The organism is Dysgonomonas sp. GY617 (assembly GCF_015233815.1).
GTDB lineage: Bacteria > Bacteroidota > Bacteroidia > Bacteroidales > Dysgonomonadaceae > Dysgonomonas_A.
The window spans coordinates 33935-48123 of the sequence record NZ_JADCLR010000001.1; the positions used below are offsets into that span (position 1 = coordinate 33935).

At 37.3% G+C, this 14189-nt stretch carries 9 protein-coding genes; all 9 read left to right on the plus strand.

What is annotated here, in order from left to right:
• Positions 1 to 12: 12 nt before the first annotated feature.
• The 9 genes from IR022_RS00110 to IR022_RS00150 all read left to right on the plus strand — a co-directional run bounded on the left by IR022_RS00110 (position 13) and on the right by IR022_RS00150 (position 13909).
• Complete coding sequence (locus tag IR022_RS00110; RefSeq protein ID WP_194202151.1) at positions 13 to 666, plus strand: metal-dependent transcriptional regulator; 654 nt, start codon at positions 13 to 15, stop codon at positions 664 to 666.
• 160 nt (positions 667 to 826) lie between these two features.
• Complete coding sequence (locus IR022_RS00115) at positions 827 to 1426, plus strand: RNA polymerase sigma-70 factor (RefSeq protein WP_194202152.1); 600 nt, start codon at positions 827 to 829, stop codon at positions 1424 to 1426.
• Between the two features lie 162 nt (positions 1427 to 1588).
• Positions 1589 to 2593, plus strand: a complete 1005-nt coding sequence (locus IR022_RS00120; protein ID WP_194202153.1) for a FecR family protein — start codon at positions 1589 to 1591, stop codon at positions 2591 to 2593.
• Positions 2594 to 2679: 86 nt separating this feature from the next.
• The gene (locus tag IR022_RS00125; protein WP_194202154.1) at positions 2680 to 6063 is read left to right on the plus strand and encodes a SusC/RagA family TonB-linked outer membrane protein; all 3384 of its coding nucleotides are present in this window, start codon (positions 2680 to 2682) and stop codon (positions 6061 to 6063) included.
• Positions 6064 to 6134: 71 nt separating this feature from the next.
• A complete protein-coding gene (locus IR022_RS00130) occupies positions 6135 to 7649 on the plus strand; it encodes a RagB/SusD family nutrient uptake outer membrane protein (RefSeq protein WP_194202155.1) in 1515 nt (504 codons plus the stop codon).
• A 114-nt stretch (positions 7650 to 7763) separates the two neighbouring features.
• Positions 7764 to 8039 (plus strand): LysO family transporter, encoded by a 276-nt coding sequence (locus tag IR022_RS00135; RefSeq protein WP_050710815.1) that lies wholly within the window; start codon positions 7764 to 7766, stop codon positions 8037 to 8039.
• A 64-nt stretch (positions 8040 to 8103) separates the two neighbouring features.
• On the plus strand, positions 8104 to 8706 hold the full coding sequence (locus tag IR022_RS00140; protein ID WP_194202156.1) for a lysine exporter LysO family protein: 603 nt from the start codon (positions 8104 to 8106) through the stop codon (positions 8704 to 8706).
• 10 nt (positions 8707 to 8716) lie between these two features.
• On the plus strand, positions 8717 to 11842 hold the full coding sequence (locus IR022_RS00145) for a glycoside hydrolase family 2 TIM barrel-domain containing protein (protein ID WP_194202157.1): 3126 nt from the start codon (positions 8717 to 8719) through the stop codon (positions 11840 to 11842).
• Positions 11843 to 11971: 129 nt separating this feature from the next.
• Positions 11972 to 13909 (plus strand): MGH1-like glycoside hydrolase domain-containing protein, encoded by a 1938-nt coding sequence (locus IR022_RS00150; protein ID WP_194202158.1) that lies wholly within the window; start codon positions 11972 to 11974, stop codon positions 13907 to 13909.
• Positions 13910 to 14189 lie beyond the last annotated feature (280 nt).

The window sequence follows — 14189 nt, forward strand, 5'->3', positions numbered from 1 at the left end:
ATTTGTAGTACAATGTCTCCAACCGAAGAAAACTATCTCAAAAATCTGTTTTATCTGGAAAATAAACTGGGTGAAGCTACTGTTAATGAACTAAGCAAGTCATTAGACATAAAGATGTCTACCGTAAACAGCATGATGAAAAAGTTTGTGGAGAAAGGTTTAGTTCATTACGAAAGCTACAAGCCTTTAAAGTTGACGGAAAAGGGCAGACAAGAGGCAGCTTTGATTCTTCGTAAACACCGTCTGACCGAAATGTTCCTATACGAAAAGATGGGTTTGGGTTGGGAAGAAGTTCATTCAATAGCCGAACAGATAGAACATATCAATTCAGTTGTATTCTTTGATCGAATGGACGAATTATTAAATCATCCACACATAGACCCTCATGGTTCTCCTATTCCTGATAAAAAAGGAAATATTCCCCAAATAGATTATCATAGATTGAGCGATTGTAAGATTGGCGAAGTGGTTACTTTCTCGGCAGTAATCGATTCATCCGAAGATTTTCTGAACTACTTAAGCAAACGCAGTTTAGTACTAGGCACTCAGTTAAATATTAGCTCTGTGGAAAATTTTGATGGAAGTATGACTATCAGTTATCAAGATACCAAAGCAGATGTGTTGAGTAAGTTTGTCTGTGACAGGCTACTTGTTGTGAAATTATAAAATAATATACTCTTATCTTCTTCTTTTCAGGATGACCTTTTTCTCTAAGGTTAGAGCTGCCTGATCCCAATATTCTCATAAAGATTGACTTTTTTCTAATATAATTACTAGATTTGGGAAATCTTAAATATTTCTAAACAAAATCATAAGATGTGAATTAATGGTAAAATCATTAGAGCATAATAAAATTGTAATTGATGAAACTACACTAAAAGAGTTCTTCGATTTATACTTCAAGGATGTTTGTACATTTTTGAATTATTATACTCATGATCAGTTTTTGATAGAAGACATTATTCAGGATATTTTCATAAAACTATGGGAAGACAGAGAAAACGTAAATATATTCTTCATTAAAACATACCTCTATAATGCTGCAAGAAACAGAATGTTGAATCATCTGAGGGATGAGCAAAACAGATCGGTATTGATAGAGGAATGGGCAAATAGAGAGATTGAGAAACAAAAGTCGGAAGACTGTGTCAATATGGAAGAATTTAGCTTAGTCTATCAACAAGCCATTAAAGATTTACCACCCAAATGTCAGGAAATATTTCTGTTGAGCCGCGAACTCAATAAAACATATAAGGAAATAGCCGAAGAAAAAGACCTCTCTGTGAAAACAGTTGAGGCTCAAATGTCGATAGCTATAAAAAAGACAAGGGAATATATCCTCAAGCATTATAACCGTCCTAATAGCGCACTGCCTTTATTAACAACACTTATTCTTTATCATGGATACATGTTTTTAAGTAAATAAGGTCTCAGACTTATCAATTACTTTAGTGAGTACAACGGCAATAGTTTGTTGCGACTCGAAAGTATATCATTCAATAATTATCATTTTATAAAAAAAATATCTCTACTCGTTTAGGGGTATTTATATCTGTTATGTGTCTAATAATAAAAGGGAGCAGAAAATATGAATAATAAGCAGATACCATATGATATTTTAGCGAGGCATATTCGTCAGGAATGTACGGATGATGAACAACGCTATATCGAAAATTGGATCAGTTCTTCGGACGACAATAAAAAGCTATTCGAGCAATTGTTGCATGAGTGGGAATATATTTATGATAGCCCCGAGAAAATTGTATATCCTGATAAAAATAATATCTGGGACAATATTCAAACCCAACTTTTTGCATCTGTAGCCGAAGCATCGTACTCGAAGAAGCTTCTCATCAAAGTTTGTAGTGTGGCTGCCATGATTGCCCTAATTATAGGAGCTGCAACAACTCTGATTATAAAATCAGCAGCAGACTCTTCCTTCTTAGCCGAATCTATTACAACAATAGAAACTATGCAAGGGCAGAAGATGCAAATGACATTGCCCGATGGTACACAGGTCTGGTTAAACTCAGAGTCGAAACTAACCTATTCGGCAGCCTTCAATAAATCGAGCAGAGAAGTTAACCTCGAAGGAGAAGCTTTTTTTGATGTGAAGAAGAACGAGAAAAAGAAATTTATAGTAAAAGCATCCAATATCAATGTAGAAGTAAAAGGTACAGCATTTGATGTATCGGCTTACTCAGCCGATGAAAATATTATTGTTTCGCTACTACGTGGAAAGGTTGGTATAGTTAGTAAAGATGGAAAACACTTAACCGATCTCGAATCAAATGAAATGGTAGTAGTCTCTAAAAAAGATTTGCAATACAGTTTGTATAAGAGCGATGCCGAAACCCATAGAGCATGGATAGAAAACGAACTGATATTCTACAATTCGGATATTCATCAAGTTGCTAAAAAGCTCGAACGATGGTATGGTATAAACATAACACTTATTAATCCTGATGAAAAACAAAAATATACATTCTCAGTAAAAACCGAATCATTACGCGAATTACTTGAACTATTTAATAAAATAACACCCATAGAGTATTCAATAAAAGGAAAGGAGGTTACTATTACTCACCGATAGTTCTCGTGAAAAAACACATATAGAATGTGGTAACCTTTCTGCTCCTCAAAAAATCTAATCCAATATTAATAATAAATAATTTTGTTATGCGAAGAAAAGCACTAATAATTAGCTGTCTATTTTTTGTATGTTCTACATTATCTGTTTTTTCCCAGAATAAAGACAAAATAGACCTGTCATTAAATAATGTGACGCTAAAAGAATTCTTTTCAACAGTTGAAAAAAAACTAGGCTATTCGTTCATGTACAGCAATGTAGATATTGACGACAGCCACTTAATTTCGGTTGAAGAAAAGGGTGGAAACATCAATACTCTTTTGGACAAGGCTTTTAAAAATCAGCCGATAAGCTATGAAATAACATCCAATAAGATTATCCTCAAAAAAACTGAGCGATCAACTAATCAGCAAGTTGCAAACCTAAAAAAAGTAAAAGGAACTATTCTCGATGAGTACGGAGAGCCTGCCATCGGAGTAAGTGTAATTGTAAAAGGCAGTCCCAGAGGCACAATTACCGATATTGACGGTAATTTTGATATAGAAGCTGCCCGAGGCGAAACTCTATTGGTTTCGTATGTTGGATTTCTAAAACAAGAACTCAAAGTAAACGAAAAGAATACATTCGATATTAAGTTAGAAAAAGATAATAAACTACTGGATGAAGTAGTAGTTATTGGTTACGGAACTCTTCGTAAAAGTGACCTTACAGGTGCTTTGAGTTCCGTAGATACAAAAGACCTTGATACCAGAGCAACCGCCAACGTTGCCGAAGCCTTGCAGGGTATAGTTGCAGGTGTGAATGTGCAACGAAACAGTGGTATAGCGGGAGACGATGTTGCAGTAAAAATACGAGGTGTAAACACATTCGGAAGCAACGATCCTCTCTATATTATCGACGGTTTTCCCGGTCAGGTAAATAGTGTGAACCCCAATGATATAGCATCTATGGAAATTCTAAAAGATGCTGCCGCAGCCGCTATTTATGGTTCTATTGCAGCCAATGGGGTGGTAATTATAACCACTAAAAACGGACAATCGGGTAAAACTCAAATCGATATCAATAGTTTTGCAAGTGTAACACAAACTGCAAAACGGTTGGAGATGCTAGATGCCGATGGATATGTTGCGGTACATCAACGTATGTATGATGAGTATAATAAATATGCATCTTCTCCGGTTGATCTTCCCGGCTATCTGTCTGCTCCCGGTGTGCATAATACCAATTGGCAGGATGAGGTATTCAGAACGGGATTTGCTACTACTCAAAGTGCTGCGGTGCGAGGTGGTCAAAACGATACTCAATATTCGTTATCAGCCAACCTTACAGATGAAAAAGGTGTTGTGATTTCCAACACATTCACCAAACAGAATGCACGTATGAAAATCAAAACCAAGAAAAACATCTTCACTATTGACGGAAACATGGCAGTTACTGCTATAAAGAGCAGAAGACCCAATTTCAGTTTGAAGGAAGTATATATGATTTCGCCACTTGTACCCGTACATGACGAAACTCAAGAAGGAGGTTTTGGACTTACAAATTGGGGCGATCTTCCTAATAACGTAAATGTTATAGCTCAGGATCATTATGTAAGCAGTTGGAGAAAAAAACAAAATATAGCTGCTAATATAGCCGTTGGTGTAGATATTACTAAAGCTCTTTCTTTCAAAACGAGTTATTCATATAGTGGTAACAATGAGCAATATTACAGACACAATCCGGCTTATGTTGCCGATGTGAAAAACCCATACGAATATCCTGCTTACGAAGAATACCGATCGTATTGGGAAGAGCAAGTATTTGATAACTTGCTGAATTATACTCAACAAATAGGTAAGCACTCTATTAATGCTATGGTAGGAACATCGTTGATCTTGAATGCATCTACATGGAATACGGTAGGGGTAGAAGGTAAGAAGACGGTCTATTCGGTAAACAACGGTTCTATTGTAACAAGCGAATTACCTGCCGGTTTCCCCGATCCTTACTTTATGACTATTGATGCTGGTAAAGGAGGAACTTTTTCTGCCGATGGTTCTAAATTCAAATACAATAGAATGTCTTATTTCGGAAGGTTAAATTATTCGTATGATAGTCGTTATCTATTGCAGTTTACATTCCGTCGAGACGGTTCCTCTAAATTTGGAAGCGAAAGCCGCTACGGAAATTTTCCCTCTTTAGCATTGGGATGGAGAATAAACGAAGAAGCATTCTTCCCTAAAAACAGTGCCGTTTCTAATCTTAAGCTAAGAGCCAGTTGGGGTAAACTGGGTAACGAAGTTGCTTTAGGGTATTACGATCATCAAGCTCTCATCAGAACCTATAATAACTTGTTCTTGGGATACGTTCAAGGCGATGGAAACAATCCTTGGCCGGGAAGTATTGCAACGGGACTCGAAAACAGATCGTTACAGTGGGAAACTACGGTGTCAAAGAATATCGGATTCGATTATGGTTTCCTTAATAATGCCATAACAGGATCTATAAACTACTTTAATAATACAACAGAAGACCTTTTGATTATAAAGAAAATGGCTCCCTCGGCAGGTCTGGACGACCCTATCCTGAATGTTGGAAAAATACGTAACAGTGGTTTAGAATTTGAATTTACCTACAATAAAACCTCAGGAGATTTTCAATACAGTCTAGGCTTTAATGTATCTACTTTAAAGAACGAGGTGGTTTCTTTAGCCGATCAAAATCAGATACTTTTGGGTACAGGGTTGAAATTCGATACGGAGCATTTTCCCAATCAAACTAGAGTAGGTCATCCAATTGGAGCATTCTTCCTCTATAAAACAGATGGAATTTTCCAAAGTCAAGAAGAAGTAAATGCGCACAATCATAACGGAAAACTGATTCAGGAAGATGCCAAACCCGGTGATATACGCTTTGTTGATGTAAATGGTGATGGCGTTATTGACGATGATGATAAACAATATTGTGGAACGGGAATACCAAAAGTAGAGGTCAACTTTAATTTAAGAGCCTCATATAAAGGTTTCGATGCATCTGCACTTATTGGTAGCGGATGGGGACATAAATTGTATAATGGTAATAAATATTACTATGAGGGAATGAACTCAGGATCTAATTTCTTGAAATCGACTTTGGATGCATGGACTCCCGAAAACCGAAATACAAGTATCCCTCGTGCCGTATTGCAAGACCCTAATGGAAATACAAGAGAGTCGGACAGATTTCTTGAATCGGGCGATTTTATCCGTCTTCGTCAGATACAAATCGGATACACTTTGCCAAAAAGATTGCTAACTCAAATAAGATCCGAAAATCTAAGGGTGTATGTAAGTGGAGAAAATTTATTTACATGGACAAAATACGATGGAATTGATCCTGAATTTGCAGCTGCCGGAACAAGCAGTACGCCAAGTGTATTGAATACGGGGGTAGACAGACTCATATTTCCATTCACTCGTTCATATGTGTTAGGTCTCCAATTTACATTTTAAGGATACAAACCACTTTATGTTATAAAAAAGGTCTGAGACCTTAACTTGTTCATTTATTTAATATTATCAGTATGAAAAATAATATATATATAATACAGTCTTTAGTATTGGCTATATTTCTATTTTCAGGATGTGCCGATCAACTGAATGTGGAATCGCCCGACCAACTGACTTCCGATAATTTCTGGCGTTCGCAAACAGATGCCGAAGCAGGGCTTGCAGCCGTATATTCGAAATTGGAATGTGCTACGGATATTTGGGGCTTTGCCGAAGTGAAATTTCCCGTAGAAACCTATCGAGACGATCTTTCAACCATAGGCAGCGATGCTCTTAATTACCCTACATGGGTAGACCTTTATAACTTTAGCTACACTAATGGTAATAGCCAGTTTACTGAGTATTGGACAATTCATTATCAAGGAATTTCGTATGCTAATCAGGTATTGGAAAAAGTACCTACTATTGTAATGGATGAAACTTACAGAGATCAGATTGTAGCCGAAGCACGTTTCTTGAGAGCTTATTATCACATGAAATTACTTCTCAATTGGGAGAAAATTGTGTTGAGAGATGAGTACATCAAAGACGAAAAGCAAATAAGCAAAGCTCTATCAGAAAGAGCCGAAACTTGGGATTTCATCGTGAGCGATTTTGCAGAAGCAACTGCCAATTTACCGGTAAAGCAATCGAACGAACATTTAGGACGTGCAACCAAAGGAGCAGCATATGCGTACTTAGGCTATTGCAACCTTACCCGTGCATATGAAGAAAGTGATAAAAAAGCTGAGTATTTAAGCAAAGCCGAAGCCGCTTTTAAAGAAGTGAAAGGTTATTCATTAGAATCTAACTTCTTATCGATGTTTGACGGAACCAATAAAAACTCAAAAGAATCTATTTTCGAATTACAGTTTACTGACAATACTGCCAATGGTGCTTCTTACAGAACCGCAATACACAAATGGGTAGCCACGGGCGAAATTGGTGGATGGGATGAAATATTACCAAGCAAAAGACTGATAGATGAATTTAAGAAAGAGGGCCAAACGTCGTCCGTAGGAATGTATGATGCACGTATCTACCAAACGATGTTTTTCAACGATGATTATTTTAATGATCCGGTAGAAAAGCGTGTGTATGGACGCACATATAAAGAGCTTTTTGGTGCATATTCGGAGAAAGCTTGTTTCAGAAAATATTTACCTGCAAAGTGGTCAGATATGCAGAAAGGGCAAACAGCCGTAAATCTTCCATTGATGCGATATTCGGATGTATTGTTACTATTGGCTGAAACCTTAAATGAAGAAGGTAAAACAGCAGAAGCTATTCCGTTTATCAATCAGGTACGCGAGAGAGCAAAAATGTCGGGCATACCATCGGGTTCTAACAAAGATTTTGTAAAAGCTCAGATAGAACACGAGCGGATTCTCGAATTTGCTTTAGAAAATACCCGTTTCTATGACTTAAGACGTTGGGGTAAGGCTCAGGAAGCTTTAGCGGCTGTAAACAGAAAAGGTTTCGATCCTTCCAAAAATAACTTTTATCCGATACCTTTGCTTGAAATAAAATCGAACGATAAGGTTAAGTGATACTAATTGTAGTTGTTTACGAGCAAACGAATAAAAGGTTTGAGACTTTAAGTAAGGGTTTTGTATCCGATTTTGATTAGACGATAAATATAAATGACATTAATTTTTTGAACTATGTTTACTGTTTTCACCATTATGGTTATAGGAATTATAGCCGGATATTTTCTTCGCAGGATACCAGATATTAAGATAATCGGCAAGCTTATTACAGGCTTTATTTTTCTGCTTCTGTTTTTCTTAGGAATAGCAGTTGGTCATAATGAGAAAATAGTAAATAACCTAACGACTATTGGCTTGCAGGCTCTCATTATAACAATGGGAGCCATAGCGGGCAGCGTTGGTCTGGCATGGTTTGTTTATAAAAAGTTTTTCGAAAAAGGACGTGAATAATCCCATTAGTCGTATTTATAGTAGTCAAAGCAATAAACAGGTCTGAAACCTTACTTAGAAAGATATGAAAGGAAGTCTTATAATATTATCGTTTTTTGTTGTCGGAGCCGTAGCAGCCTATTTCGGAGTATTACCCGATATAGTATTAGAGAACGACTTTAGCATCTACATACTATATGGTTTGATGTTTCTGGTCGGAATCAATATCGGTTATGATAAAAAGACATTATCAACTCTCAAAAACAATAAATTTAAAATAGTACTTGTACCACTGGCAACATTGGTCGGAACATTGGGTGGCTGTGCAATAGTTAGCATCTTCCTTCCTCAATGGAGTCCGTTCGAATGTATGGCAGTAGGTTCAGGCTTTGGATACTACTCGCTTTCGAGCATTTTTATTACTCAATACAAAGGAGCCGAGCTGGGTACAATTGCTTTGGTATCTAATATCATTCGCGAATTGTTTACCCTGCTGGCAGCTCCGCTTTTAGTAACCTATTTCGGAAAACTGGCTCCCATATCAGCCGGAGGAGCTACAACGATGGACACAACTTTGCCTATCATCACTAAATATTCGGGGCAGGAGTGGGTTGTAGTCGCCATCTTTCATGGCATAACTTTAGACCTTACCGTCCCGTTTTTAGTAACGTTTTTCTGTTATCTATAAAAAAATACAAATGAAAAAAATAAATATCCTCTTGTGGTTATTCTGTATCATACAGTTTAGCCAAGCCCAACAATTGCCGAAAGAATGGGAAAATCCACTTGTAAACCAGATCAACCGCTTGCCTATGCATGCCCATTTCAAGCCCTATGCAACCAAAGAAGCAAGCATAAAAAGAGATGCTGATAACAAGCGCGAACAATCGTTGAATGGTACTTGGGATTTCCATTATGCGAAAAATCCCGATTCGTGTCCCAAAGATTTTTACAAGAAAGATTTTTCGATTGCAGGATGGAGTAAAATCACAGTTCCCGGAAGTTGGGAACTACAAGGATTTGATGCACCTATTTATACCGATGTGGCATATCCATTCCCTGCTAATCCGCCCTATGTCCCTCACGATTATAATCCTGTGGGATCCTATAAAAGAACATTTACAGTACCCGCAGATTGGAAAGATATGGACATTATCTTACATTTTGCAGGTGTTGAATCTGCATACTATTGTTGGATAAATGGTCAGTTTGTAGGCTATGCTGAAGACAGTCGCTTACCATCCGAATTTAAGATAAATGACTATTTACAACAGGGAGTAAACGATATTTCGGTAGAAGTATATCGTTACAGTGATGGGTCGTATGTTGAGGGACAAGACTATTGGAGATATAGCGGTATAGAGCGTAATGTATCGCTGATTGCCCGTCCAAAAGTCAGAGTTCAAGATTTTGGACTAAAGGCCGATCTTACCAATAATTTCAAAGACGGATTATTTGAACTTGAAGTGAAAATGAATAGAGATGCTTCTTTTGTAAACTCATCTGTTCGGATCGATGTTTCTGATAATGGCAATATCATTTATACTACAACTCAAAAGCTGAAAAGCAAACAAGATTCTATAATCAATATCGACAAGACGTTTACCAACGTCAGACCATGGACTGCAGAAACGCCTAATTTGTATACTTTAACTGTGAGTACGCTCGATAAAAACGGAAAAGTAACAGAAGCTTTTTCGCATCGCTTTGGCTTCCGCAATGTGCAGATCAAAAACGGTATGCTCATGGTAAATGGTGTACCCATTACTATAAAAGGGGTAAACAGACACGAGTTTGAAGCTAAAACAGGACGTACTATTTTTGAAGAAAGCATGCTTAAAGATATTGAGTTGATGAAACTATTTAATATCAATGCAGTACGATGCAGCCATTATCCGAATAATGAGAGGTGGTACGAATTGTGTGACGAATATGGCTTGTATTTGGTAGATGAGGCTAATATTGAATCTCACGGTATGGAAGCGCATGAATTGGGCACTTTGGCTAATCTCCCTGATTGGATTGTACCTTTCCATGAACGAGTTGAAAGAATGGCTCTTCGTGACCGAAACTTCACTTCTATTATTATCTGGTCGCTTGGTAACGAATCGGGATATGGCGAACATTTTGCAACTATGTACCATTGGTTGAAGAAGTACGATCCATCACGACCCGTTCAATACGAAGGTGCACGAAAAACTGGATTATCTGATATCTTTTGTCCGATGTATGCACGTATTTATCAATTGCAGGAACATGTAAATCAACGTCAGATACGTCCGCTTATTCTATGTGAATACGCTCATGCTATGGGTAATAGTGTAGGCAACTTGCAAGATTATTGGGATTTGATAGATAAACACGATCAGTTGCAGGGTGGTTTTATTTGGGATTGGGTAGATCAAACTTTCCCGATAAAAGATGCTGATGGAAACGATATTTGGGCATATGGTGGCGATATGGGATATGTCGGTGTTCCTAATGATTCTAACTTCTGTGCCAATGGATTGATACTTGCCGACAGATCTTTGCGTCCACATATTTGGGAAGTGAAAAAGGTGTATCAACCTGTTCGATTCGAGCCTGTATCTTTCTCTGATAATAAGATTAGGATAACCAATCGTCAGGATTTTGCCAATCTGGATGATTATGAATTCGAATGGCAGGTAAAAGCAGATGGAAAAACCATATTCAGTGAGAAGTTTGATGTTTCGGGATTAGAGCCTCACGGATCAAGAGATATAATTCTGAATATTCCAAAGATTAATGCAATTGCAGGAACTGAGTATTTCTTAGATCTGAATGCTTATTACAGAGGGAAGCACCCGATGATACCTGCCGGACATTTACAAGCATATGAGCAATTTCAACTACCGATAGAATTTAAAGCCATTGTAAGGAAAGATGCACAAGGAGATATAAATCTCAAAGACGAAACAAACAAAATAATTATATCGGGTACTGATTTTGAGATTTCATTTTCAAAAGAAAACGGACAATTATATTCTTTAAAGAAAAGCAACAACGAATTATTGAAATCGGGTATAATGCCAAACTTCTGGCGACCTCTTACTGATAATGATGTAGCCAATAAATTGGGAATCCGTTCTGTAACATGGAAAGAAGCTACACAGAATATGACTTTAGCAAATATAGAAAGTCGTAAATATGGTAATCTGGTTAAAGTAAATACTATTTACGATCTTGCAAAGCAAGGTTCTAAAATAGAGATGAACTACATTATTTATCCAAATGGAGTAATAGATGTAAACTACAATTTAATAGTGGGAGATATGCCTTTACCAGAAATACCCAAAGTGGGCTTGCATATGGTGCTGAAAGGCGAATACGATCAGATGACTTGGTTAGGAAGAGGACCTCATGAGAACTATTGGGATAGAAAAACGTCTGCAACCATAGATCTATACAAGAGTGATGTTTGGAGTCAATTCCATCCTTACATACGTCCACAGGAAACGGCTAATAAGTCCGATGTTCGTTGGTTCAGCCTTCAAAGTACCAATGGAGATGGTCTTCTAATCAAAGGCAGACAACCTCTAAGTGTAAGTGCATGGAACTTCCCTATGTCGGATATTGAGTATGTTCCGTTTGATATTGAACGTAAACATGGGGGAAGCGTCAAGAAACAAGATATGGTGTGGGTAAATATTGATTATCTGCAAATGGGAGTCGGTGGAGATAATACATGGGGAGCTCAAACTCATCCTCAGTATACTATTACCCCTCAAAGTATGTCTTATGGATTTACTATAATTCCTGTGAAACAAACAGATAACCTGATAGAAGTAACTAAACAATACTAAGGTTAGATACCTCCTTATTCCTTTGGTCAGTATTATGAACAAGTTAACAAGTGTACAAGTTGAGAAAGCTTGTACACTCGTAAACTTAAAAGACCATTAAAATCAAACTTTTACTTAAATACAATTAAGATGAACAGAGCAATATTATATACCTTTTATTTTATATCAGTCTTGTTAGCGAGTTGGTTGTACTCATGTACGCCTACTCAGCAACAAGATATGCAGCACGATTTAGCATCAGATTACCCCAATCTGTTGAATCTTACACATAATCCGGCAAAACGTACACAAGGAAAAGGATTCTTTACCGATAAAGGTTCTTGGATGGGTTTTTCCGTTCCAACAAAAGATACCGAAGTAAATGGCTTCTGTGGACCTTACGATCTCGATCATAGAAATTGGATAAGTAGCTCGCTGTGTCAAGTGTCAGCTTTATCACCTGAGGAAATACAGATACCTCTGAAATTAGATACTGCTATCTATTATCCGGGTAAGGCTGTTCTCAAATCGGTAGGTGAAAAACTGCAATTAGATCAGGAGTTGATTTTTGTAACAGCCAATCATGCTTTGTTGAGATGTAAATCGACAGCCGATATTTATTTCAAAATAGAGGGCAATCTATCCGATAGCCTTATTTGGGATGCAGAGTCACATAACTTAATTGCTGGTTTGAAGACGGGAGAAGTTCTGGGGATCAGTTTTCCTCAAGATGTAATTTTAGAAATAAATGGGGGTGGGTATAATGCAACATCAAAAAAAATGGGAAAGCAATTAGATATTGTAATTTCTTATTTCAATACAAAAGATGATTATTTGAAATTGAAAGGCGAGATTCCTGAGATTCTCTCATCTTCCGATCAAAAGATAAAGGAGCATACCGATCGTTGGAACAATTATATTGCCTCGAACATAAGAGAAGATATGCCTGAAAAGTACAATCGGGTATTGGTGAAAAGTATAATGACACTCATTAGCAATTGGCGTAGTCCTAAAGGGGCTTTGCTTCATGCTGGAGTTGCACCTTCTCATGCAATGGATTATTTTGTGGGATTTTGGGCGTGGGATTCGTGGAAGCATGCCGTTGCGTTAGCTTCTTTGGATATAGAACTGGCAAAAGATCAGATACGAACCATGTTTGATTATCAGGATGAGGCAGGTATGATAGCAGATTGTATCTATACCGATGAGAAAGAAAATAACTATCGCGATACTAAGCCTCCTTTGGCTGTGTGGGCTGTTGATGCTATTTTTAAAGCTGATAAGGATACCGCTTTTCTGGCAGAGATATATCCTAAACTTTTGAAATACCATCAATGGTGGTACATATACAGAGACCACGATAAGAATGGAATATGTGAATATGGAGCAACAGATGGAACCATAGAAGCTGCCAAGTGGGAGAGTGGTATGGATAACGCTATCCGTTTTGATGACACCAAAATGGTAAAGAACAAAGAGAACGCATGGAGTATGGATCAGGAATCGATTGATCTGAATGCTTATCTTCAATACGAATATACTTTGTTGAAAGAGATGTCGGGTATATTAAATATAGCATTTGACGAACCTGATAGAAAAGCTTTGATTCAGGATCACTTCTATGATTCAAAACTGGGATATTTTTTCGATAAATCGTTGAAAGGATCTTTTATTGAAGTATATGGTCCTGAGGGTTGGACTCCCTTGTGGACAGGTCTGGCAACTAAGGAGCAAGCCGATAATGCTACTAAAATAATGTTTGACACGAATAAGTTTTCTACCTATATTCCGTTTCCGACTGCGGCTGCCGATAATCCTAAATTTACTCCCCGAGGATATTGGAGAGGTCCTATTTGGCTCGATCAGGTATATTTTGCCATATCGGGTATACGCAAGTATGGTTATACGAAAGAAGCGGATGAATATACTCGACAAGTTTTTGATCGCCTTCAAGGTTTGGAAGACGATGCACCCATACACGAAAACTACGATGTACATTCGGGCGAACGATTAAAAGCTGCTCATTTTAGTTGGTCGGCTGCTCATTTGATGTTATTGTATAAAGAGTATGGAACGGCATTGAAATAATCTGTCGTTTTTAAATCCTAAAAAATAAAACAGTCCGAAATCACTTCGGACTGTTTCGCTATCATGATAAAAATACTTTCCCTATGTTAAGGAAAATCTGAAATCAAATGTTGTGTATTTAATGAAACTATTTTGCTTGTTTTACTTGTCTTTCGTTTTATACTATGCATGAAACAAAAATAAGGTGTTGGTTTGTATTGGAGTATATAAAATAATTCAAATGAATGTAATATTGTCTTTTATACTATCTTATGAATAGGTGATGTGTCTAAAGCTGTAT

What these genes read in the sequence shown, in the direction of transcription:
- IR022_RS00130 (WP_194202155.1), top strand. Translation starts at nt 6,135, where the DNA reads ATGAAAAATAATATATATATAATACAGTCTTTAGTATTGGCTATATTT.
- IR022_RS00135 (WP_050710815.1), top strand. Translation starts at nt 7,764, where the DNA reads ATGTTTACTGTTTTCACCATTATGGTTATAGGAATTATAGCCGGATAT.
- IR022_RS00115 (WP_194202152.1), top strand. Translation starts at nt 827, where the DNA reads ATGGTAAAATCATTAGAGCATAATAAAATTGTAATTGATGAAACTACA.
- IR022_RS00110 (WP_194202151.1), top strand. Translation starts at nt 13, where the DNA reads ATGTCTCCAACCGAAGAAAACTATCTCAAAAATCTGTTTTATCTGGAA.
- IR022_RS00125 (WP_194202154.1), top strand. Translation starts at nt 2,680, where the DNA reads ATGCGAAGAAAAGCACTAATAATTAGCTGTCTATTTTTTGTATGTTCT.
- IR022_RS00145 (WP_194202157.1), top strand. Translation starts at nt 8,717, where the DNA reads ATGAAAAAAATAAATATCCTCTTGTGGTTATTCTGTATCATACAGTTT.
- IR022_RS00150 (WP_194202158.1), top strand. Translation starts at nt 11,972, where the DNA reads ATGAACAGAGCAATATTATATACCTTTTATTTTATATCAGTCTTGTTA.
- IR022_RS00140 (WP_194202156.1), top strand. Translation starts at nt 8,104, where the DNA reads ATGAAAGGAAGTCTTATAATATTATCGTTTTTTGTTGTCGGAGCCGTA.
- IR022_RS00120 (WP_194202153.1), top strand. Translation starts at nt 1,589, where the DNA reads ATGAATAATAAGCAGATACCATATGATATTTTAGCGAGGCATATTCGT.